Raw genomic sequence first — 24,554 nt, forward strand, 5'->3', positions numbered from 1 at the left:
TTACAATAAAGCTTTTATTTAAGCGCATTAGCTCCGTCATATAAGGGACTTGCAACAGGTTGTCGCCAATTGCAATACGCACTGTTTTCATATCACTTTGGAACAAACCATAGTTAACAAAGGCTGGATCCAGCGCGATATCACGGTGATTTGAGATAAATAAATACGCTTTATTTTTATCAAGCTTATCTAATCCAGAAAACGTTACTTTAGATGTAGTGCGCTTTACTAAAATCTCCAGATAACGTGCAACAGCTTGTTGCACTTCATCAACGGTTTTAAATTTTCCATATTTGTTACGCAACTTAGACTTAACTAAGTAATTGCCAAGAAATGGGATAGCACGCAACCAAGATGGCAAGTTATGCTCTGCAATTACAGAGATAAATGCATCATCATTTAAAAGTCGCGAAACAGATGCGGCTACTTCGTCATCATTATAAGGGCGAATATCTGCAAATTTATCGTTTGAAATAGTCATAACTTGGTTTACTGCATATGAAAAGGGCGAACATTTTACCTGTCATTATTGTTTTTGGCTAAATTTAACATCTCTTACCAGTTAAGAGTAAATTAAATGATTGTCGAACCGCAATGCTTGTAACTGAAAAAGAGGTAATTTTTCATTGCTACTTACAACCTGCCCTTTGCCATTAGTAACAATAAATGACTCATGCGTGTTTGCCACTCCCGCACAATCTGCAAAACGTTTATGATTTATCAAGTGATGATTATCGAGCTGCCAAAACGCCACAACGCCACCTCGTGGTGAAGTGACTGCAATGCGATTCTCTTTATCATTTATCGAGATGCTTGCAATGTATTGATTAAACGCCAACCAAAAATCTGGTTCTGCGCCAAGAGGCTTGAGCTCGCCTCCCCGCTTGTGACTAAATACCAGCGGCCAGGTATAGCGATAATTACCCTGATACTGTGCGCCGACAATCACTTCACCACTTTTAGCAACTGCCAAATGGCGTAAGCTTAATTGGAAATGCGGTGGTGCCACTGTTTCAACAACTTTTCCCGAATTCAAATGCACATAACTGAGATTGGGTACCATCGTATCGAGATTAAGTTTCTCACGTCCTTTTTCTGGGTGAGTTTTAATTCCGCCATTGGCAACCACAATATGCTCACCATCAGGCATTAATGCCAATTGGTGTGGGCCAATCCCGCCGCTTTCAACTCGTTTTACAACTTCAAACGACGTTGCATCACGAAACACTAAATAGCCCTTAGCATTTTCTATGTGATTTTCTGTCGTGATCAATAAGTTGCGCGTTTCATCAAATACCCCATGCCCATAAAAATGAAAGCCATCTTCAGCATTCAAGGTATTTTCTAGGGTGTTTTTCTTAAGGTCGACAATAAAAACGCCACCACACGCTCATTATTGAGCATCAGTAGATCATGGCCTCGGTTAGCAATTTTCACCTGATTTAATAAATTACCAGCATCATCAAATGCCACCACAAAATGCTCACCTTGATGATTTGACGCTGCACTAACAAAGCGTGATTGCTTGGTTGTTGTGCATGCCACCAAATTAGCCCCAACCGACAAACTCAAGCCACACAGCGCTAGGCTTTTTAAAAACGTTCTACGCTCCATACTTAATCACCATCATTAGAATTAAAGTTTGGATTTAGCGCAGTTAACTGAATAAAGTCAGTTGAAAGGTAAAGCCTAAACTCTTCAATTTTAGTGATAAGTGGTGATAACTTATTGCGACTTTCTTGGATTGTAACTGCTTGAGATAAAGGTTTATCAATTGCATTTAACAGTGTTTCAAGCTCATTAAAGTAAGCCAAGATTTTTTCATTTACGCTGGTATTTTGATGAATGTCTTTTAAGTACTCATCAAAACCATAGCCGTCGCCTGCAAGATAAGCCGCCTTTAACGCCGCTACATTAACCTTAATATTTTCAAGTGATGATAAGCTGAAATGGGCTTCTGCTTTTTCTGGATAGCCCGGAATAAGCGTGCCTTTCACATTGTTCAATTTGTTATCTTTAATCACTTCAATTAACTCAAACCAGTTGGTCACGAAGTCCTCAAGTACCGCTTGCTTAGTATCATAATCACCTGTGCCGTTTTTAAAATCATTTACAAACCCTGTGGTTTGCTGTTGCCAAGCCGTTAAGATTTCCGTTGCGATAGTTTTAACATTGGCAGCAATCGCCATTACCGCTAAACAGCGGTCTTCTTTATTTTGAGCAGTGAGCAGTGCACTTTCTTCATCGTTGTTAAAAATTAATAACTCAAGTGCTGGCAAGCCTTGCGCACCGTCTTGTAAACTTGCTACCGCATTGGCATCAATAACTTGTGCTGCTAAAAGAGAAGCTACACCACGACTTACAGCGTTGTTATTATCCGGCCAAAATTGCATGCGGTAATGGCGGAACTCCTCTGACTCTGGGCCCATTTTAACTGCTTTAGCAAACTGCCACGCTTTACTCACGTTAAGCCAAGCAGTTTTAAGTGTCGCCAATTCATTTTCGCTCGGTGATGGGTAAGCACAAAATGTAATGCTTGCTGCATCTAATTTGTCAGCTTCATCCACCAGCGCTGAATAGGCAGGTAAAATATAGTGGTCGGCTTGCGCTTCTAGTAACTGAGTCATCGCCTGATCTTTTGTCAGTGAAACAACGGGTGGCGTAACTGTCGTTGTTTCTTTTGTGGTTTCACTGCCACCACCGCCACATGCGGTTAAGAGCGATGCGGTTATCAATACTGTAAGTGCCTTAAATTTCATTTGGTTACCCTTAAATTTGTTTTAAAAAGTAAATCAACGCATCGCGCTGTTGTTGATCAAAATTTACAAATGCCAACTTTGCTTGTTCGGCTTCACCGCCGTGCCATAAAATAGCTTCGGCGATTGTTTTCGCTCTACCGTCATGGAGAAATGCTTGGTAGCCTTGTACTTTTTGCTGAAGCCCTATGCCCCATAGAGGAGGTGTGCGCCACTCGCGGCCATTCGCTAACCCCTCGGCTTTGTGATCGGCCAGCCCTTCGCCCATATCATGCAAGGCTAAATTGGTGTAGGGCCAAATAGTTTGATTAGCGAGCTCTTTAATCGGGTAATCACTTTGGGTGGTGTAACTTGGCGTATGGCAGCTATGGCAATTCGCTAAATAAAAAAGCGCTCTACCCTGCTGTGCTTTTTTTGAGGTTAACTTACGGGTTGGTTGCACAGCGACATGCGCTCCCATAAATACCGTGAGTTTGTGTAGCTTTTCGGGGATCTCAAGCGCAGTATCATGACCACCCATAAATGAGGCTTGTTGACACAATAATTGCGATTGAGTGCAGGTATCCTGAGTAAAAAGTGGATTGGTAATGCCAATATCGTTCACAAAGGCGGCTGCAGTTTGAGATGCTAAACTGACCTGACTTGCTTTAAAACCAAAGCGGCCGAGTTCGCGCTGCTGTGTTTTTGGATTCACTACACGGTTGTATTTAGCCGAGATACCATCCTTGTTTTGGTCATTAATATCTTGTTGCGACAGTAAGTCAGCTTCACTGATCGCATCTAATAACCCCATGCCATAAAGTGCTGGTGCATACCGCGGTGAAAGCACCGTCGATGGCTCTAATTCACCATAACCTAAATCAACCAATTGATAACTTGGCTTAGTCAGTTGATAAGCTGTGCCGTCAGCATAATGACCGGTCAATGTTTCATATTGAATTTTTACTTTACCTTCAGCTACCAAGCTTGCCGGTTTAGCTAACTTAATAGCAAAAGGTTGAAACTGCCCGCCATAATGCTTATCAACAGCATCACCATTTTGTGAATGCCCCAAGCGAAACAGTAAGGCCATAGGTGAATGTATGCCTTCACCAACTAATTTTCCGCGTCCACCACGGATATGGCAGGCTTTACATGAGCGTGCATTATAAAGCGGCCCTAAGCCATCTCGGTCTGTGGTTGCTGCGGGTGCAGCAACCCATGGGTCGCGGAAAAACGAAAATCCATCCCAAAAATCCAGTTGCTGATCTAGGTCGAGATTTTCCGATGGGTGAATAAAAGTACGTGTATTAATGCGTTTAAGCGTGGTGTCACCGCCGGGGCGTAACTCGCTTTTTGAAAATTCAGGTACCTTTTTCTCAGTACAACCACACAGCAATAAAGCGAAACAAAATACGCTACAAAATGTGTTTTTAATCATAGCGAATTTAGAAAAGCGAGCAGTAATTCACGGTCATCTTTTGCCATCGCCAAATATGCTTGTTTGGCTTTTTCGGCTTCACCGCCATGCCATAAAATGGCTTCGCTAATGCTGCGCGCACGACCATCATGTAAAAATGTTGCTCTAGCATTTACTTTTTTCACAAGTCCTAAGCCCCAAAGCGGCGCTGTTCGCCACTCAGTACCTGAGGCACTGCCTTCTGGGCGGTTATCAGCAAGCCCTTCACAGCGCTGCACATAAATACAGTTTTCTCCTGTTTGGCAACTGCCACCTTGCGCATTTTCTTTGCTAATTGGCGCACATTCACCGCCCATATCATGGAGCAGTAAATCGGTGTAGGGATAAATAACTTGCTCACTTAGCACTGCAATAGGTGTACTGGTACCTTTAAAACCAAGAATATCGACATCGCCCAACAAACTCGCTGGCGCTTCAGTGGTTTTATGACGTGGTACATGGCAGCCATCACAGTTAGCAGCAAAAAATAACGCGCGACCTTTCACAATATCGTCTTGCCAAGTGTTTGTTTCACTGTCAAAACCACGGCGCTTTGGCACAGCAAGCAAGCGGTTATAAAATTCCACCTGCGCAAGGTCTAAATCATTGAGATCTAAGCCTAGCGCTTCGCTATCTTGTTCAAGCGAAGCTTGTTCTATACAGGCTATTTGATTTTCTGTACATGGCTCATCTTGATTAATACGGTTTGTTACGCCCATATCACCACGGTAAGCACCGGCAATTTGCTGAAGTACGGATGCTGTGCCCAGCTTATAACCAAAGCGAGCTAGCTTAGTTTGTTCTGAAATGGGTTCCGTCACGTAAACTGCGCGACCTGAAATGCCATTGTTATCAACATCATCTGGGTCAGCATAGCTAGTGATATACTCTTCTGGAATGGCATGTAATAAGCCTGAGCCAAAAATCGCCGGCGAAACACGCGCTGAAAATCGCACTGTTTCGTTAAATGGGCCATAAGATAAATCGGTTACTTTATAAATCGGTTTACGCAGCTCGTAACTTTCGCCATCAGCAAACTGCCCTGTGAGCGTTTCATATTCAACAAATGCATACGCTTCACCATAAGCAAGGCCTTCATCTAACGCGCCATTAAATTTCGGCAGCGCTCCTGTTGGAAAACCAAACACCTCACCAAAGGTTTGTAGCTGGTCACCATAAATCGCATCAGGCTGGCCATTCTCATCGCTGATGCGCAGAAACATACTGGTCATCGCAATGTTTTTGCTGCTTGGCACTTCACCGCGGCCATCTTTAATGTGGCACCCCTGACACGTAGGATTGTTAAATACAGGTCCAAGCCCTTTATGTGCGCCCCTAAATAAGTGATCACCCGACTTAAAAACAGCATCAAGTTCAAAGTCATTACGGATAGTTGGTGCGGATTGGCTGAAGGCATCTTCGTTAAATACACTGCTCGTTGCATCACCACCGGATAAATGCTCACTCGCATCCGGTTCGCTTTGACTAATTGGCGCTAAACCATCATTTGGTTGCCCTGGCAGAGCAGCACTTGGCGGATTTGGTTTATCTGGTACTGGCTCTGTTGTTGTTGATGAACCACCGCAACCAACAACAGCAAAAACTAAACTTGAAAGAAAAATGTGTCGCTTCATAAATGCCCCTAGAAACGAAAATAGCGCTGCAATAAGCAGCGCTATTTATGTGTTAACGATGATTAGCCTTCAAACTCTTCAGTATCTTGTTCAAGATCACCAGTAGTTACTTCAAGTGCTTCAATCGCTTTTTTGATCACTTGGGTTTGTGACTTTAATGCTTCGATTGTATTGGTCACTGGCTGTTTTAAGTCAGCATGTTGAATTTGTACATCAAATGAATAACCCAATTTTGCATTGGTATCGATAACAGCCGCTTTCGCCATAGTGTCTTCAATTGCCGCACGTAATTCATTAGCTAGTTCATGAGAACCATCAACCACCAATAAATCATAAATGCTTGCACCTTCTAAGGTTTCACCATCCATTCGCTGATAGGCACCGTTAAATGCATTTTGAATTCCCTTCGCATTTAAGAAAATATCGCGGTGTGTATTGTCTGAAAAACATGAATGCTCATCTTCTTGAGAGTCGGTTCTAAGCGCAATACTCATACGCTCACCTGCTAATTCACCGAAACTTAAACGTCCCATGCCTTCAAGAATTTTTGCTAAAGACATTTTTACATTTTCATCTTTAGTAAATTCCACATAATGGAAACCAGAGCCCGGCGTCCATGCATCAACTACACCTTGTAAGTCATCAATTAGTAAGTCAGCTGCCGCAATAAGGTAGTCGCCACGACGCTCACAAATTGATGAATCAACAATATTATCAACACCCGAAGTACATTCACCCATACCAGTAGTAGTTGTGAAGTAATCATTTACTTTACGGTAACCCGCGCTGTAATCACGGTTTGGTGTGTAGGAACCATCAACGTTTAAATCTTGACCCCAAAGTAAAAATTCAATCGCGTGATAACCCGATGTCACATTCGCTTCATCGTCGCCACGTTCAAACTGCTCAGCAAGCAGTGCTTTTGTGATTTCAGGGAATTCAGCAATATCCGCAATAATATTGCCACCGACAGGCAATGTTGCTGGGTTTTCAGGTAATTGAGCACCATCCATATCAACGGTGTAATCAATTAACGCTTCAGCTAATGGCCATGCATTAATCGCCCCTTCAGGGCCTTCTTCCGCGACCAATACTGGATTGCCATTCTCATCGCTTGTTAAGTTATCAATTGGCCCTTCACGAAAACGATATACCTCAGATTGGCCATAAGGTTCACGTGCATCTAACCAAGCATTTTTTGCTGCTGTGAAGTTTTCATCGGTTGGACTTGCTACAAATTGTTCAAGCGTATTTTTAAGCTGTTTAGCAGCAATTAGAGAATCAGCATAAACTGCGTAAGCATGCTGAGCATTGGTGATAACAACGTCTTTTTCAGTTACAAAAGTAGAAACGCCATTTGTACCATCAGTACCTGCTGCACCTACAGCGCCATCAATACCGTCTTTGCCATCGTCACCACCACATGCTGCAAGCATCGCAACACATAAAGAAGAAAGCGCAAAATTAGCTATTTTTTTCATTATGTTAATTCCTGATTTTCTAATTATGAGTAAAGTAAAACTGCGCAGCATTCTAAAACTCAAAACAAATTAGATCAATAACAGAAATCATTATCATTTAAATTATTTTATTTTTTATTTATCTTTTTGTATTTTTAATTTTAAATAAACATTTTCCGAGCCATAAAAAAAGGAGCTCGCAAGCTCCTTCAATATTTTGAATAACCAACTATTTTTTAATGACTTTTAACCAAACCAAGCGCAGTAACAACAAGGCAAGAACAACACCTGCGAAATATTCTAACCACATTGGCAGCACATGATGAGAGGCTTGCAATGAGGGCGCAATTTCAAATCCATACCGCTCAACTAAATAATCAGTAATAAAACCAAACACTAATGCAACGCCAATAACACCACTTAAATAAGCTGCAACCGCACGTTTACCTAATTCACTTGCCACCACGCCAAGGGTTGCCACATTAGTAGCAGGCCCTGCCAGCATAAATACCAAGGCAGCTCCTGGGCTTACACCAGACATCAATAAACCAGCCGCAATAGGCGTTGATGCTGTGGCACACACGTACATTGGTATACTGATTAAAATAACAATTAACATCGCCCATATGCCACTACCATATTGCTGAAGGTAATCTTGTGGCACATAGGTTTGCACCAATGCTGCGAAAAACAAACCGATCATAAGCCACTTTGCTGTATCACTGAGTAATTTATTCGCGCTAAAAGCAAAGGCACGTTTTAGCTTTTGCATTGAACTTTCAGTTGCTTGCTTTTTACTGGCACAGCATGACGATTCAGTCACTTGCTTTGCTGGTTTTTCGTCAGATTCACAACACGATGTTTGTGGTTTAATTTCATCTTCAACGGCTTTATTTGCGCTGTCGCAGCATGTTGATACCTCTTTTATCACAGCAGGTTTTGTACCGCAGCACGAGGTGGTAGCTTTAGCTTCTGCCACGCTTTCATTAATATCTGTTGATACTGTTTTTTTGCTACAGCACGATTTCTTTACTTGCTCTGAATTTGCTACAGATGGCGCTTGCTCATCTGTTGGAGAACTCTTTTCAATTATTGCTTTAGCCTTTTCACCACCCACCAATAAGCCTGCCGTAATAGCACTGGTCACAGCCGCGATTGGACGAATAACTGCCATAAATGGCCCGAGTAACACATACGACACTGAAATCGAATCAACCCCTGTTTCTGGCGTTGAAACTAAAAATGCGGTTGTCGCACTCTTTGATGCACCTGCACGCCTTAAACCAAGTGCAGCAGGAATAACCCCACAAGAGCAAAGCGGCATCGGCGCACCTATTAATGCTGCCTTTATGGTGGTAGCAAATCCCTCTTTACCTAAATGACGATTTAAGAAATCGGTGGGTAAATACACATTAATGAGTGCCGCAATAAATAAACCTAATAACAGCCAAGGCGCTGAAATTATAAAGAGCTCAATAAAGTTATTAACTAGCGTCATTTTGTACCTCAAGTGCTGATAAAATCGAACAGTGAATGGCGGGTTCGTCGCCGCCACAACATGACTTATGAAGCAGCTTTAGTGAATTAAGAATGGCATTCATTTCAGTGATTTTACGCTCAACTTGGCTAATCTTCTCGCTGGTGAACTGCTTTACTTGTTCACAACTGTGACTTTGCTTATCAACTTTAATCGCTAACAACTCTTTTATTTCATTTAATGTAAAGCCAACATCTTTTGCGCGAATAACAAATGCCAGTTGCGCAATATCTTGCTCGGTATATAAACGGTAACCAGATTCACTTCGCCCTGACGATGCAAGAATACCTTGCTTTTCATAGTATCGAAGCGTGTCGGTAGACACACCTAAACGCTTTGCAATTTCACCTATTTTTACCATTTGATAACCTAATTAAGATACACTAAATCTAACTTTCCTAATGAGTATAAACCCTAGAGTTAACTCCAAAGTCAAATCGATTATTAAAAATTATGAAAATTGTTATTCTCGACTACGCAACAATTGAAAATGGTGACTTATCACCGTTAAACGAACTGAGCCCCAATATCACAACCTTTGATAATACACTTCAATCTCAAGTTGTTGAACGCTGCCAAGGGTTTGATGTGGTGATTACCAATAAAGTTGTGTTAAACCAAGAAGCTCTAACACAATTAAGCTCTGTAAAACTGATTTGCATCGCAGCTACTGGCACCAATAACGTTGATTTAGTTGCCGCAAAACAACAAGGTATTGCGGTGACTAATGTTGCCGGTTACTCAACCGCCAGTGTGGTACAGCACACCTTTGCGTTACTGTTTAATTTACTTGGCAATACCCACAACTACATTACTGATTGTAAAAGCGGCCAATGGCAAAAGGCACAGCATTTTTGCTTTTTAGATCATTCGATTAATGAAGTGGCAGGTTTGAAAATGGCACTCATTGGCTATGGCGATTTAGGCTCCGCCGTTGCAAAGGCGGCAAGCGCGTTTGGCATTGATGTACTTATTAGCGAGCGTAAAAACAGCCCTGTGCGTGACGGACGCGTGGCATTTGAAGACGCATTGAAACGCGCTGACATCATTTCAATCCACTGCCCGCTTAATGCAGATACCGAAAATTTAATCAGCACAAATGAATTTGCCTTAATGAAACCAACAGCGGTACTTATCAACACAGCTCGTGGCGGCATTGTTAACGAAAGCGCCTTAGCAAATGCGCTTATTAACAAAAAAATAGCAGGTGCTGCAACCGATGTACTTAGCAAAGAGCCCGCCGAGCAAAGTAACCCGCTGATTCAATATAAAGGGGATAATTTATTACTTACTCCACATATTGCATGGGCAAGCAATCAATCAATATCTCGCTTAATCAAGCAAATCGCACTCAATATTACGGCATTTCAAGAGGGTCAAATGCGTAATCGCGTATAGTTGACTAACTATCGAAAAAACTTCGATTTTTAAACAAAGTTGTTACACTGCTTTTAATACGGCTTAGTTATTGTTAGCCGCTTTTATAATTCACTTTAGGGACTCACAATGAAAAAAACAGCATTAAGTTTAGCCTTGGTGGCAGCACTTGGCCTGACTGCTTGTCAAAACGCAAACACGAACAATGATACAGTTGTTAGCCAGCAACAATCTCAAGCAGCTGCATTTGAAGCATTTTCAGCTCAATTTATTGAAGACTTATGGCGTCACAGCCCTGAGTGGTCACAATATGCAGGCTATGGCAAATACGACCACATCCTTACCGTGCCTGATGCACAAAGTCGTATAAATGACCTTAAGTTTGCCAATACGCAACTTGCTAAGCTTAAGCAGTTTAACCTTGAAAAGTTACCCGCTAATTTAAAAACTGATTACTACTTAATTGAAAATCTATTAAAAGAAACAATTTGGTCTGTTGAGACTTTCAAATCGTGGCAGTGGAATCCGTCAAACTATAATGTTGCAGGCGGTTTTGCGCAGATCATGAATAGTCGTTTTGACGATGACAATAGCAAAATAGCCAAAGTGCTGAAGCGCCTTGAAAATGTGCCAGCATACTATGCTGCAGCTAAGTCAAACATTGATACACCAACACTTGAATATACCCAACTGGCAATCAGCCAAAACAAAGGTGCCTTTAGTGTTTTAAATAAAGACTTATTTAATAAAGCAAAAACATCAAACCTATCAGACGCCGATAAACAACTATTTGAAACGCGCTTTAAAGCAGCTACAAATGCAATTAATGACTACATCGACTTTTTAACTAAGCTTGAAGCCGATCTCGTTGCAAACAACAGTGCTCGTTCATTTAGAATTGGTGAGGAGCTTTACGAGCAGAAATTTGCGTTTGATATTCAATCTGGTTACACCGCAAAACAGGTTTACCAAAAAGCACTGGATGATAAAGCCCGTGTTACTGTTGAAATGCTAAAAATCACCGAGCAGCTTTGGCCAAAATACTTTGCTAATAAGGCGATGCCAAATGAGCCACAAAAGGCCATTGCAACATTAATTAATCACTTAGCGGTAAAACACGTAAAGCGTGACGATTTTGTCGCAGAAATTAAAAAACAAATCCCTGAGCTAGAAGCCTTTATTAAAGAAAAAGACTTAATCACGCTTGATCCTGAAAAGCCACTTGTTGTGCGAGAAACGCCAGATTACATGCGCGGTTTTGCTGGCGCATCAATCAGTGCTCCGGGTCCTTATGCGAAAAAAGAAAACACCTATTACAATGTGACTCCGCTCGATAATATGAGTGAAGAGCAAGCCGAATCTTATTTAAAAGAATACAACCACTGGATTTTGCAAATCTTAAATATTCATGAGGCAATCCCAGGTCATTACACTCAATTGGTGTATTCAAATGAATCACCGTCGTTAATTAAAAGTATTTTGGGTAACGGCGCCATGATTGAAGGCTGGGCTGTTTACACCGAGCGCATGATGCTTGAAGAAGGTTATGGCAACTTTGAGCCTGAAATGTGGCTAATGTACTACAAATGGAACTTACGTGTAATTTGTAACACGATTTTGGATTACCAAATTCAAGTAGAAGGAATTAGCAAAGAGCAAGGCCTTGATTTACTGATGAATGGCGCCTTCCAAGAGCGCGCAGAAGCTGAAGGAAAGTGGCGCCGTGCAACACTTAGCCAAGTGCAGTTAACAAGTTACTACACAGGTTACCGTGAAATCTACGATTTCCGTGAAGAGCAAAAAGCAAAGCTAGGTGACGACTTTAATTTAAAAGCCTTCCACGAAGAGTTTTTAAGTTACGGAAGTTCACCAGTGAAATATATCCGCGCCTTAATGGATAAGTAAGTTCAGATTAGAGAATGTAGAAGGAAGCTCCCGCTTCCTTTTTTGTGGATAATAGAATTGTCAGAAAATTATTTCGTTCTATCACAACATCTTGACTAAGCTTATGAATATTTAACACAATTCCCATTAAATAGATAACCACCCCGTATGGAAGAGGCAATGGATAGACTTTTACGCAGTTTAGCCGTAACTGTTGTTATTGGATTAAGCTCACTCACCGCAACTTGCTTTGCAGCTGATAGACAAGTTTCACAAGAAAAAGAACAGCAAACGTTTTATTACTCATGGCGTGATTATCAAGGCAATGAGCAAAAACTCAATTTTACTTACTCAAATGATCAATTGTTTAACCATTACCGCCGCTTTAAAGGTTTTAACGACCAAGAATATCTCGACAAAATTAACGTTAAGGTAATGAATACCATCAAAGAGTTTGACCGTCGCAAGTACCGCCTCGAAACCACACGTAAAGAGCGCAGCATTGAATACAAAGTATTTAGCGATGATAAAGTCTTATTAAATGAAGTAGAAACCCGTGTTGAAAATGCTAAGCAAAGTGCACGTAAAAGCTATTTAAAAAAACACTATTACGCAGATTTAGAAGCTATTTGGGCAACCGATGCGGTAAGACCTGACCTACCTCGATTTGTTAAAGAGTCTTACAACTACATCACTCCAATTCGTGAAGCGGTAATCGCCAAGTTTGGCAATAATGTTAGGCCACAAACTATCATTAATTTTATTTTAGGCTGGGTGCAATCTATGCCAGCTTCAGAATTACCTGACCGTTTTCATAATAGCGGTGAAAACTTTAAGCCACCATTAAAGCTGATCCGCCAAGAATACGGCGATGTTGACAGTAAACTAGTACTTACCAGTGCAATTTTGAAAGCAATTTACCCACGCTTAACCATTGCCATGATAAGCACACCTAAACATGCGTTAATTGGCTTAAATTTACCTATTCGCAAAGAAGATAAGCACATTGAAATTAATGGCTTAAAATACCTTGTAGGTGAAGTGAGTGGGCCAAAACAAATGCCACTTGCTGAAGTCAGTTCACGCTCGTGGGATATGCTAAACAGCAAACAATATATTGTTGATATTATTTAAGCTGAATTTAAAAAAAGAGCTGGTTTAAACCAGCCCTTCTAACTGCTTAATTTTTAACCACTAATTTATAAGTTTTCTTCAGCGAAGCTTGCAAGGCGGCTTCGTACTACACCATTTAAGTTAATCGTGCTGCTACCTTGAAAGTCCTTAAACCTTTCAACAATATAGGTTAAACCTGAAGTAACTGGTGTTAAATAGTTACTATCTATTTGTGCCAAGTTACCTGAGCAAATCAATTTAGTGCCTTCACCACAGCGAGTGATGATAGTTTTTAACTGTGATGCCGTTAGGTTTTGACTTTCATCCAAAATTACAATGGCATTTTGAATACTGCGACCGCGCATAAAGTTAATCGACTTAAACTGAATATTTGCCTTCTCCATTATGTAGTTACGGCTTGAAATTGGATTTTCGTCATTTTTATGTAACACTTCTAATGAGTCAGTAATGGCGGCAAGCCAAGGCATCATTTTTTCTTCTTCAGTGCCCGGTAAAAAACCGATTGATTCGGCAATTTCAGGGGTATTTCGCGTAACAATTATTTTGTCGTACATACCGCGCTCAATTACCAGTTCAAGTGCACAGGCTAAGGCTAGTAAGGTTTTACCACAGCCTGCAGGCCCTGTGAGAATTACTAAATCCATTTGTGGATCAAGCAGCGCATTAATTGCCATTGCTTGATACACATTCTTGGGCTGTATCCCCCAAGCACTGCGCCCCATAATGCGTTCAAAGCCTAAATCAAGTAACTTGATATGCTCTTCATCGTAATCCACTACACGCGCCGCAAAATGGCCTGTTTCATCAAGCAAGTATTCATTAATAAACACTTCGTTTAATAAATTACGCGGCACCGTATGATAGGTGTCACGGCCACTTTGCTCACTGTCGCACTCTTTCACATGAGCCCAAAAATCGCCATCGAGCTTTTTGTAACCACTAGTTAATAGACTAATATCATCTATCAGTTGGTCGGTACGATAATCTTCGACAAACTCAAGTCCTGCACCTTTTGCTTTAAGGCGCATATTGATGTCTTTAGTGACTAAAACCACTTTCACCTCAGCGCGTAACTGCTGTAAATGAAGTGCCGTATTAATAATTCGATGATCATTTTCATCACTCGGTAGACCAGACACCGCATCTTCAAAAATATGATCATTGACGATGGTTAACTTACCGGTACAATTTTTGGTTACTCCTGATAAGTCGACTCCGGCAAGCATCTCTTCCGGTGTTGCATCTCTAAGTACATCGTCTAATGCTCTAATAGCAATACGCGCGTCACGGCTCACATCTTTTTTGCGATCTTTAATGTGGTCGAGTTCTTCGAGTACAGTCATTGGGATAACGACTTGATGTTCTTGGAAAGATAAAAAAGCGAAAGGTTCGTGAAGTAATACGTTGGTATCTAATACATAAAGTTTATTATCGTTATTGCGCACTTTTCCCATAAGCTGTTCCTTCTCTTAGCTGGCGGGTTTATCGTTTTTGCTTTACTTTTAAGTTTAGTCTATTTCAAGAATTTGGCTCTTTTATGACAAAAAAAGTTCAAAATTCTGGATAAAATACAAACATTAAAGTGGCTAAAAATTAACAGGTGAATCCAACGAGAAATCTAGGTAACATAGCCGCCTTTTTTCGATAGTAGCGAGTTAAAAATGAGCTTTTCTTTAGGTCAACGCTGGATCAGCGACACCGAATCAGATTTAGGCTTAGGTACGGTAGTAGCCTGTGAAGGACGCCAAGTCACCATTTTATTCCCAGCCAGTGGTGAAAGCCGTGTGTACAGTATTTCTGAAGCACCCGTAACCCGAGTCGCATTTAATGTGGGTGATAAAGTGCGTAGTGTTGACGAGTGGGAACTCATTGTTGAACAAATTGAAGAAGAAAATGGATTATTTACTTATCTTGGCACACGTGAAGATAACCAAGAACAAGTTGCCTTAAAAGAAACTTTTCTTGATCATTTTATTAAATTTAATAAGCCACAAGATAAACTATTTTCAGGTCAAATTGACCGTTTTGACCGCTTTACGCTGCGTCATAATACACTTAGCCATGTGCACCAAAACCAACAATCTAGCTTAAAAGGCTTAGTGGGGGCACGTGCTAGTTTAATTCCACACCAGCTTTATATTGCCGAAGAAGTTGGTAAACGTTTTGCACCACGCGTATTACTGTCTGATGAAGTTGGTCTTGGTAAAACCATTGAAGCCGGTATGATCATTCACCAGCAAGTGCTGACGGGTCGCGCTTCTCGCGTACTTATTGTGGTACCTGAAAACTTACAACACCAATGGTTAGTTGAAATGTTACGTCGTTTCAACTTACAGTTTTCAATTTTTGATGATGAGCGTTGTACAGAAGCCTATGCCGATGCTGCAAACCCATTTGAAACAGAGCAGCTCATTCTAACCAGTCTTGAATTCCTATCGAAAAAGAAAACGTGGTTTGAACAAGCAACACTTGCCGATTGGGATTTACTGGTAGTTGATGAAGCGCACCACTTAAAGTGGAGCGAAAAGAAATCGAGCACCGAATACAACCGCATTGCCGAGTTAAGCCAAGATATTCCAGGGTTAATTCTACTAACAGCAACACCAGATCAACTAGGGCATGAAAGTCATTTTGCGCGCTTAAAGCTGCTGGATGAAAACCGTTTCTACGATTATCAGGCGTTTGTTGAAGAAGAAAGTCATTATCAAGAAGTTGCCGATGCGGCAAACCAACTGCTTGCAGATGAAGCTCTAAGTGATAACGCTAAAGCCACGTTAACATCGCTTTTAAAAGAAAGTGATATTTCAACTTTGCTCAGCCAAGTGGAGCAAGGTGAGCAAGCAGCTAAAAATGAAATACTCTCAATGCTACTTGATAGACATGGTACTGGCCGTATTTTGTTTAGAAACAGCCGTAGCAGTATTCAAGGTTTTCCATCACGCGAGCTTCACGCTTACCCTGTTGAAATGCCAAAGCAATACACTACAGCAATGAACGTAATGGGGAATATTGCGGGCTTAAAAGATGCTGAAATGCGTGCTAAACGCGCCCTATTTCCAGAGAAAATTTTCCAAGAATTTGAAGGTGAATCAGCTAGCTGGGCACAATTCGACCCACGTGTTGAATGGCTAGCAGAAAAACTACTTGAACTAAAACGCGAAAAAGTACTGGTTATTTGTAGCGAAGCACAAACTGCCCTTAGCCTTGAACAAGCCATTCGCGAAAGTGAAGGTATTAAGGCAGCCGTTTTCCATGAAGGCATGAGCATTATTGAGCGTGACCGTGCAGCGGCCTATTTTGCCGAGCAAGAAGATGCAGCACAGGTTTTAATTTGCTCTGAAATTGGTTCTGAAGGTCGTAACTTCCAGTTCGCCCATCACCTTATTTTATTTGATCTGCCATTAAACCCAGATTTACTTGAGCAGCGCATTGGCCGCTTAGACCGTATTGGTCAAAGTGAAGATATTAAAATTCATGTTCCTTACTTTGAAAATACCGCGCAAGAGGTTCTTTTCCGCTGGTATCATGAAGCACTTGAAGCTTTTGAACATACGCTCACAACAGGTCAATTACTGTATTCAGAGTTCAAAGATGAGTTACTAGAGCTTGTCGCGAATCATAATACAGATGAAGAAGAGCTTGATCCGTTACTTGAATCAGTAAATAAGCAAAACCAAGCGCTTACAGATGAAGAAGAGCTTGATCCGTTACTTGAATCAGTAAATAAGCAAAACCAAGCGCTTAAACAAAAAATGGAGCAAGGACGCGACCGTTTACTTGAGCTACATTCAAAAGGCCAAGGCCGCTCAGAGCAACTGGTTGAAGATATTGAAGCCCTTGATAATCAAACTGCATTACCAATGTTTATGATTAAGGTATTTGATATTTTTGGTATCTCGCAAGAAGACCGCGGAGAAAACTCGATTGTTTTAAAACCTACTGAGCACATGCTAACGCCGTCTTTCCCTTGCTTACGTGATGAAGGAATTACCGTAACCTTTGACCGTGACACAGCACTTGCACAAGAAGACGTTCACTTTTTAAGTTGGGATCACCCAATGGTACAAGGTGCAATGGAGCTAATTATTGATGATGACTTAGGTACGACATCAGTTGCTCTTTTGAAAAACAAACAACTACCTGCGGGTAGCTTCTTTGTAGAGCTTATTTATCTTGCGGAAACAAGCGCGCCTAAAGCACTGCAAATGGGCCGCTTCTTACCGACTACACCTGTACGCTTATTGCTTGATAAAAACGGCAATGATTTAGCAGCCAATGTTGCATTTGATACCTTTAATCAGCAACTTAATGCTGTAGGTAAACAAACAGCGAGCAAGCTAGCTTCTGCTTTACAATCAAGTGTTCACCCATTGATTGAAAAGGCGACTAACGCTGCAAAAGAGCAATTAGCAAAGCTGAAAGAAAGCGCTAGAAGCAGTGTTAATACTAACTTAGATGATGAGTTAGCGCGTTTGAAATCATTAAAACAACTTAATCCAAACGTCCGTGAAGATGAGCTGTTTTACCTTGAGAAGCAAAAAGCACAATTGCTTGAGCATGTTGAAAAAGCAGAGCTTAAGCTTGATGCCATCCGCTTAATAGTGGTTTCTCACTAAGCATAATTGCTTTAAAATAGGGCTGATTAAGCCCTATTTTTTTGCTGGAATCTCTGTGCTGTTAAACTATAACCCACCAACCTCACCATATATCAATATCCTGTACCAAGATAATGACTTGATTATATTGAATAAACCAAGTGGGTTATTAACCGTTCCAGGTAAAGCACCTGAACATAAAGACAGCCTAATCAACCGCGTTAATTTAGTGTTTCCAACGGCTACCATAGTGCACCGGTTAGATATGGCAACTTCAGGCATTATCTGCTTAGCACTCAACAAACCTGCCCATCGTGAAATTAGCCGTCAGTTTCAAGATAGAGAAACTAAAAAGCGTTATATTGCGCGTATTTTCGGTAAGCTTGAGCCCACAACAGGCTCGGTAGATTTACCCCTAATTTGCGATTGGCCAAATCGCCCTAAACAAATGGTGGATCATGAACGCGGCAAACCATCACTGACGCATTATGAAGTTATCGCGTATGAAGAAAATGCAACCCTTGTTGCCCTTACGCCAATTACAGGTCGTTCACATCAGTTACGTGTACACATGCTATCACTTGGTCATGTGATTTTGGGCGATCGCCTTTATGCGCATCCAGAGGCACTAGCAATGGCACCTCGTTTACAACTCCATGCAGAGTATTTAAGTTTTACCCATCCGGTTACACAAGAACAACTTAGTTTTTACTCAGAACCTGATTTTTAAACTAAAATATTCGCTAAGTATGTCGATAAACTTAAAAATCGAATAATTATTTACGCGTGTGAACTTTAGAACTTTCTTAACTCTTTTAATTTGTTTAAGCCTACCATTTTTAGTGAATGCTAAAGAGGTTGAATGGCTTGCGCCTATAAATAAAGAGCTTCAAGGAAACCAAGATATTAGCCATTACTACGATAAATCTGAAGTTGTTAATGTGATGGCTGGCGAAAATGAAATAACCGCGTTGTTTCGCGATCATACTGCTGAATTTGATAAAGGCGTGGCGATCTTAATTGCCGATTGGCATCTCACCCAGACCAATGACCGTGGCATCGATTTTTTACGTAAATCTTTAAGCGATTACGGCTGGATAACCTACAGTATTAGCGCAGGAAGTTCGCCGCGAATTAATAACGAAGAGCTGCCCGAAAACGACAATTTAAGCCTCGCGCCAAGCCTTTCACAATATACAAAACCAGATTTTGACGCCTACGCTTTAAGTTTAACTAGTCGCTTTAAAGCAATGTATCAGCAAGCACTGACTCACCCAGGTTTTGTTATTGTAATTACTCAAGGGCAAAGTGGTGCGATTCTTAATAGTTATTTAAACCAACAAAGCTCAGAGCCGATTGATGCCTTAGTGCTTTTAAATAATTTTTATAATGAACCACAAAAAAATAAAGCATTAAACCAAACCATCACCACAACTACTTGGCCAACACTCGATATTTTTTATCAAAGCCACAACCATTGGTTAAGCCAACAAATGGAATTAAGGAAAAAGTTAGCGCGGCGCAATCACAAACTTAATTATCGCCAGCGAACATTATTTGGCAGCCAATCAAGTGAGCAACAACACCAACGACTATCAAAAGAAATCTATGGTTTCCTTACTTGGCTTGGTCTTTAAGTTAATTGATTAAGCTCGAATTACTTGCCTTTTAAAAGCTCATAAGCCGCTTGAATATCTTGGCTTTTTTGCTTCGCAAGCTGCATCATTTCGGGCGGTAAACCTTGTGATACCAGCTTATCTGGGTGATGTTGCGCCATCAGTTTACGATACGCCTTTTTAATAGCCTTTTCATCGGCACTTTCATCTAAACCCAATACTTGCAATGCGCTACTACGAGATAACCCATTAGTTTGCGAAGCACTACCTGATGAACGATGTGATTGTTGTTGATTTTGCTTAGAATGTTGGTAGCGATGAAATTCAAACTCAGCTTTGTAGCGCTTTAAAATAAAGCTGAAATGGGCATTATTGATGCCAATTAGCTTGCTAACCTGTTTAAGTAGTTCACGCTCTTTGTCACTCAGCTCACCATCGCTAAACGCCATTTGGATTTGAATTTCGAGGAACAGCTGAATTAAATCATAACGGCCAGAAAAGCGATCGCGAAAATCTTTAAGCACAGATTTAAAAGGAAAATCTGCCTCTTTACCACTGCGAAATGCATTTTGCGCATCGCGGCGTGCATCGCCCGACAACCCCATTTCATCCATAAAACGTGATGCGACAGAGATATGCTGCTCGTTTACACGGCCATTTGATTTAGCAATGTGCCCCATAACGGCAAAACAAGTGTATGAAAATAACGCCTGTTTTTCTGACACAGAACTATTATCAAAAAAACCTTGAAAGCCACCGGCTTTATTGAAGTCTTGTTTTAAACCACGGTCAAATAGATGCCCCAGATAAAAACCTAAAATAGCCCCTAACCATTTACCAAATAAAAAACCAAACCCGGCACCTAATAACTTTCCCCACATTTAGCTATTTAACTCCTGTTGGTTAATCTCTGCCAATCGCTCTGGCGTGCCGATATCGAACCACTTACCAATATAAAGCTCTGCGGTAACTAACTTCTCAGCCATTTTCTCACGTAACATCGGTGCTAATGGTAAAAATGCTGTTTCTCGCTCTGCAAAAAATGATTTGTGATAAAGCGCAATACCTGCAAATGTATGTTTATCTTCTTTATTTTCATCACAATGCGCAAATCCTTGGAGAATTGAAAAATCACCGCTTGGATTGTGCTCTGGATTTTCAACCAATACTAAATGCGCTTGGTGAGGCAATAATGCAATTTGTGTCAAACTGGATACATCGTAATCAGTGTAAATATCGCCGTTAATAACAATAAAAGTATCCGATAAAAGATCTAATGCATTAAGAATACCGCCTGCGGTTTCAAGACCTTCGCCACCTTCATCACTGTAAATAAGGCGAACCCCAAATTCACTGCCATCACCTAGTGTGCTGCGAATAACATCACCACACCAAGCAAGGTTTATCACTATCTCTTTAATACCTGCACTAGCTAAGCGCTCAATATGATATTGAAGAAGCGGTTTTCCATTAACGGTGAGCATCGGTTTCGGCATATGTTCAGTGAGTGGCATCATGCGTTTACCACGACCTGCAGCCAAGATCATAGCTTTCACAGTTTTGTCTCCAATTGTGGTTTCACGCTTACTTGTAACCACTCAGCAAAATAACCAAGTACTGGGAATGCATTTGCCACTTCTTTACAGGCTTCAATAACATAATTTAAAGTATCAAGCACATGCGGCAAGTAGCCTTGTTTACCATCACGCAAACTCAAACGGCAAAAAATACCTGCGGCTTTTAAATGACGTTGAATGCCTGTCAGGGTGTAAAGCATTTCAAAATCGCTGTAACTAAGCCCATGAGTTAAGCCCGCTTTTTCATATTGTGTAAAACCATATTTTACCAGCGAATTGCGAAGGGCCTGAGGAAGTACTTGGTAGCAATCTTTAGTCAATGAAACTAAATCGTAAGTAAGCGGTCCTTGTACTGCATCTTGGTAATCGATAATCGCCCATTGTTCATTCCATAACATTAAATTACGACTGTGGTAGTCGCGATGCATAGTCACTTTAGGTTGCATTTCAAGCGCATTAATCAACTGCTGCTTAACTTGTTGCCAATTCTTTTTGGCACCAACATCCATTTCAATTTTGCAAAAATTTTGCACTAGCCATTCATTGAAAATCTCAAGTTCAAGGTCGATAAAGGCAGCATCATACGGTTTCATCGCTGAGCTTGACGGTAAAGTGGCGATTTGCGGCAATAACGCAATGGCTTGTTGATACAATTCAGTATCTTTTCCCTGCCCTAAACAATCAGCAAAGTGAGTACTTCCTAAGTCTTCGATTAACAGAAAACCGTGTTCTCTATCCACAGCTAGAATACTTGGCACTTTAAAATCACCTTGATTAAACAAAGTGTTAAGTTCAATAAAAGGCTCGTTATTAACCAGTTCTGGCGGTGATACCATAAGAATGTAGCTTTGGCTTAAAACGCTAACACGATAGTATTTACGAAAACTTGCATCTCCTGTTATGAGCTTAATATTTAATGACTGTTGTTCTTTTAAATTAGGTAAGTTTTGCGTTAAAAACGCATCAAACATTTGGTTATGCAAGGCTTAACCCCTACTACAATTAATTACAAATCGTGCATTGTCCTTTGCCATTTGGTAACAGAGTACAAATGACGCTTAATTGCACAAGTATTTTTCTCTTTTCAATGGTATATTACCAGCTCAAGTAATGAGAGAAATCATTAAAATTAAATTATTCTAGAGTGTATTAACGCTGTCAGTTTAAATTTCGTACAAACGATATAAATTTGATGCTGCAAAAAGTAATACTGTTTGGGTTTTTATAAGAATTTTGACAAAAGACCACCTATGTTAAATATGGTGTGACACCAAACTTAAATATACTCTTTTTCACAAGGTTATCTGATTAATGAAACGCCCTTTTGGCATATTGGCAACACTGATATTTATGTCACCTATAGCAAGTGCTTCAGATATGTTTTCCCTATGTGAAACAGATCCAAACCTTAGTTGGCAATCAACTTCTGACCTAGCCTTAGGGCAACTGGCTATTAACGCTGATACCGTTGAACTCGCAGGTCGAAATAAAGCGCTTTTTAGTGGCAATGTAGTTATGGATTCAACGCAGATGAGTCTGACTGCTTCAAGTGCTGAGCTTGATAAACTCAATGGCATGCTTAATGCGATTGGTCCAATTATCTATCAAGACACTAATAGCTATATTTCATCAAAACACTTTTTTGCTAACTTTAACTCATCTGAATTATCACTCGGTGATGCAAAATACCAGTTCACACAACAAGCTGGTCGCGGTGAAGCAAAGCTTCTTGAAGTAACTAACCAAGCACTTTTGTTAGAAGACGCTAGCTTTACAACTTGCCCAAGCGAAACTCCTGTGTGGGCGCTTGATGCGAAAAAAATTAAGTTATCGCAAGAAGAAGGTTGGGGTGAAACCTATGGTGCCGTTCTTAAAATTTACGATACGCCGGTTTTCTATCTTCCCTATTTTACTTTCCCAATTTCGGATAAACGTAAGTCAGGTTTTATTGAGCCCACATTCACCAGCTCTAACCGTTACGGTTTAGAAATAGAGACACCTTTTTACTGGAACATTGCACCTAATATGGATGCAACCATTACCCCACGTTATATGGCAAACAAAGGCTTTCAGTTACAAACGGAGTTTCGCTATTTAACCGAAGAACACCAGGGGATGGCGGCAATTGAATACCTTAATAGTGATGATTCGGCTCCGGAACTCAATAGTCGTTACCTGCTTCATTTTAGCCAATACAGTAAAATTGATGATAATTGGCGCGGTCAAATTGATATTACCAATATCAGTGATGACAACTACATCAATGATATGGGCTCAAGCTATGCCAATCGCACAGACACCCAACTAAACCACCTAATCCAATTAACCCATTTAGGTGAAAACTGGCATACCGACTTTAAACTACAAGGCTTTGAAGTATTAGGTGATCACTTAGAGTCTTATCGTGCGTTACCACAAATTTCATTCAACCAAATTAATGCATTTGATTTTTATGGATTTGATTTTACCTTTAACGGTGAATTTGCTCATTTCCAAAATGAAGAAGCAATTGTTGAAGAAGCGACGCGTCTGCATTTAGAACCAAAACTCAGTTATGGTGTAAGCGATTATGCATGGAGTTTTCTTTCAGAAGTGAGTGTGCTGCAAACCAATTATCACCAACAAGGTGATTTAATTGGCAGTCAATTTGAAGAAAACGTCAATCGAACTTTGCCAAAGCTTCGCCTTTACGGACAAATCAACTTTGAGCGTGACACCCACTGGTTAGTCGATAAAGGCTTGCAAACACTTGAACCAAAAGCGCAATATTTATATATCCCAGAAAAAGACCAATCTAATATTGGCTTATACGATACCGTTAAATTACAAGATGATTTTTACGGACTATTTCGTGAACAACGCTTCTCTGGGGTTGATAGAATTACCACGGCAAACCAGTTTACTTTAGGTGCGACAACACGCATATTTAACCAACAAAACAATGAAGTGTTTAACTTTAGCATTGGTCAGATTTTCTATGTTTCAGATAAAGCGAAACCATCAGAAATAGACGACAACGCAAGTTACAATTCGCTATTCGCCAGTGAAGCCATGCTTCATTGGCATAAAAACTGGTATTTGTCTGCTGGTCTGCAATACGATACAGATGGCAGCGAATTAGTTAACTCGCATTTAACCCTCGATTACAAGGGTGATAATAATGAGCTAATTCAATTGAACCATAGATACGCAAATAATGTCTCAGGAAATACCATTGAACAAATTGGTCTGTTTGCTAGTTACCCTATTGGTGAGCAATGGCAACTTGTTTCAAGCTATCAACGTGATCTCGAAAGCGATCGCAGCGTAGAATTTTTAACTGGTGTACAATACCAGTCATGTTGTTGGGCGATTCAATTATCTGGTAGTAGACAAATTGAAACTGACTTAAACAAGCCAGTAGGTCAATTTGAAAATGAATCAGCTAAATTTGACTCGAGTATTCAAATTAAATTTATAATGGGTCTTGATGCGCAAAAACTACTCAACCAAAGCATCTTTAGTTATCGCAGACCTTATTTTCTAACAAATTAAATGTGTAAGTAG

The 24,554-nt window shown here is 40.6% G+C and carries 20 protein-coding genes; 7 read left to right on the forward strand and 13 right to left on the reverse strand.

All coding sequences use genetic code 11. From position 1 onward, the window contains the following. The 9 genes from ON073_RS13975 to zntR all read right to left on the reverse strand — a co-directional run. Positions 1–481 (reverse strand): 1-acyl-sn-glycerol-3-phosphate acyltransferase (locus tag ON073_RS13975; protein ID WP_274762496.1); only part of this gene is annotated, 481 nt, incomplete at its 3' end. A gap of 81 nt (positions 482–562) precedes the next feature. Beyond that, the gene (locus ON073_RS13980) at positions 563–1,336 is read right to left on the reverse strand and encodes a DUF1513 domain-containing protein (protein WP_274762497.1); all 774 of its coding nucleotides are present in this window, start codon (positions 1,334–1,336) and stop codon (positions 563–565) included. Positions 1,337–1,344: 8 nt separating this feature from the next. Continuing rightward, complete coding sequence (locus tag ON073_RS13985; protein ID WP_274762498.1) at positions 1,345–1,614, reverse strand: hypothetical protein; 270 nt, start codon at positions 1,612–1,614, stop codon at positions 1,345–1,347. Between the two features lie 2 nt (positions 1,615–1,616). Further along, positions 1,617–2,759 carry an imelysin family protein gene (locus ON073_RS13990; protein WP_274762499.1) on the reverse strand — a complete coding sequence of 381 codons (1,143 nt, stop codon included), beginning with the start codon at positions 2,757–2,759 and terminating at the stop codon, positions 1,617–1,619. Positions 2,760–2,769: 10 nt separating this feature from the next. Continuing rightward, entirely contained in the window at positions 2,770–4,176 is a 1,407-nt protein-coding gene (locus ON073_RS13995; RefSeq protein WP_274762500.1) for a di-heme oxidoreductase family protein, read from the reverse strand. Further along, entirely contained in the window at positions 4,173–5,828 is a 1,656-nt protein-coding gene (locus ON073_RS14000; RefSeq protein ID WP_274762501.1) for a di-heme oxidoreductase family protein, read from the reverse strand. The genes ON073_RS13995 and ON073_RS14000 overlap by 4 nt, the downstream gene beginning before the upstream one ends. 62 nt (positions 5,829–5,890) lie before the next feature. After that, the gene (locus tag ON073_RS14005) at positions 5,891–7,309 is read right to left on the reverse strand and encodes an imelysin family protein (protein WP_274762502.1); all 1,419 of its coding nucleotides are present in this window, start codon (positions 7,307–7,309) and stop codon (positions 5,891–5,893) included. 208 nt (positions 7,310–7,517) lie between these two features. After that, a complete protein-coding gene (locus tag ON073_RS14010; protein WP_274762503.1) occupies positions 7,518–8,786 on the reverse strand; it encodes an SO_0444 family Cu/Zn efflux transporter in 1,269 nt (422 codons plus the stop codon). Further along, on the reverse strand, positions 8,773–9,186 hold the full coding sequence (gene zntR, locus ON073_RS14015; protein ID WP_274762504.1) for a Zn(2+)-responsive transcriptional regulator: 414 nt from the start codon (positions 9,184–9,186) through the stop codon (positions 8,773–8,775). The genes ON073_RS14010 and zntR overlap by 14 nt, the downstream gene beginning before the upstream one ends. 92 nt (positions 9,187–9,278) lie before the next feature. Here zntR and ON073_RS14020 point away from each other — a divergent pair, with 92 nt between their 5' ends. From ON073_RS14020 to ON073_RS14030, 3 genes are all read left to right on the forward strand, one after another. Then, positions 9,279–10,223 (forward strand): D-2-hydroxyacid dehydrogenase, encoded by a 945-nt coding sequence (locus ON073_RS14020; protein ID WP_274762505.1) that lies wholly within the window; start codon positions 9,279–9,281, stop codon positions 10,221–10,223. Positions 10,224–10,331: 108 nt separating this feature from the next. Next, positions 10,332–12,107 carry a DUF885 domain-containing protein gene (locus ON073_RS14025; protein WP_274762507.1) on the forward strand — a complete coding sequence of 592 codons (1,776 nt, stop codon included), beginning with the start codon at positions 10,332–10,334 and terminating at the stop codon, positions 12,105–12,107. A 159-nt stretch (positions 12,108–12,266) separates the two neighbouring features. Next, positions 12,267–13,220, forward strand: coding sequence for a hypothetical protein (locus ON073_RS14030; RefSeq protein ID WP_274762508.1), 954 nt, complete (start codon positions 12,267–12,269; stop codon positions 13,218–13,220). 65 nt (positions 13,221–13,285) lie between these two features. Here ON073_RS14030 and ON073_RS14035 read toward each other — a convergent pair whose 3' ends face one another. Continuing rightward, on the reverse strand, positions 13,286–14,674 hold the full coding sequence (locus ON073_RS14035; RefSeq protein WP_274762509.1) for a PhoH family protein: 1,389 nt from the start codon (positions 14,672–14,674) through the stop codon (positions 13,286–13,288). 207 nt (positions 14,675–14,881) lie between these two features. On the opposite strand from ON073_RS14035, the gene rapA reads away from it, so the two are divergent. The 3 genes from rapA (at position 14,882) to ON073_RS14050 (ending at position 19,452) form a co-directional block, all read left to right on the forward strand. Next, positions 14,882–17,836 carry an RNA polymerase-associated protein RapA gene (gene rapA / locus ON073_RS14040; RefSeq protein WP_274762510.1) on the forward strand — a complete coding sequence of 985 codons (2,955 nt, stop codon included), beginning with the start codon at positions 14,882–14,884 and terminating at the stop codon, positions 17,834–17,836. Positions 17,837–17,891: 55 nt separating this feature from the next. Further along, positions 17,892–18,545, forward strand: a complete 654-nt coding sequence (gene rluA / locus ON073_RS14045; protein ID WP_274762511.1) for a bifunctional tRNA pseudouridine(32) synthase/23S rRNA pseudouridine(746) synthase RluA — start codon at positions 17,892–17,894, stop codon at positions 18,543–18,545. A gap of 112 nt (positions 18,546–18,657) precedes the next feature. Continuing rightward, a complete protein-coding gene (locus ON073_RS14050; RefSeq protein ID WP_274762512.1) occupies positions 18,658–19,452 on the forward strand; it encodes a DUF3530 family protein in 795 nt (264 codons plus the stop codon). Between the two features lie 20 nt (positions 19,453–19,472). Here the strand turns inward: ON073_RS14050 and djlA are convergent, their stop codons facing one another. From djlA to ON073_RS14065, 3 genes are read right to left on the reverse strand one after another with little or no spacing between them, the layout of a single operon-like run. Then, on the reverse strand, positions 19,473–20,312 hold the full coding sequence (djlA, locus tag ON073_RS14055) for a co-chaperone DjlA (protein ID WP_274762513.1): 840 nt from the start codon (positions 20,310–20,312) through the stop codon (positions 19,473–19,475). Further along, positions 20,313–20,987, reverse strand: coding sequence for an N-acetylmuramate alpha-1-phosphate uridylyltransferase MurU (murU, locus tag ON073_RS14060; RefSeq protein WP_274762514.1), 675 nt, complete (start codon positions 20,985–20,987; stop codon positions 20,313–20,315). Beyond that, positions 20,984–21,991, reverse strand: coding sequence for an aminoglycoside phosphotransferase family protein (locus tag ON073_RS14065; protein WP_274762515.1), 1,008 nt, complete (start codon positions 21,989–21,991; stop codon positions 20,984–20,986). Before ON073_RS14065 ends, murU begins: the two co-directional genes overlap by 4 nt. A 328-nt stretch (positions 21,992–22,319) precedes the next feature. Between ON073_RS14065 and lptD the strand changes: the two genes are divergently transcribed. Beyond that, positions 22,320–24,542: an LPS assembly protein LptD gene (gene lptD / locus ON073_RS14070; protein ID WP_274762516.1), complete on the forward strand. Its 2,223-nt coding sequence runs from the start codon at positions 22,320–22,322 to the stop codon at positions 24,540–24,542. The last annotated feature ends 12 nt before the right edge of the window (positions 24,543–24,554 follow it).

Source organism: Pseudoalteromonas sp. G4 (genome assembly GCF_028875915.1).
Classification (GTDB): Bacteria; Pseudomonadota; Gammaproteobacteria; order Enterobacterales; family Alteromonadaceae; genus Pseudoalteromonas.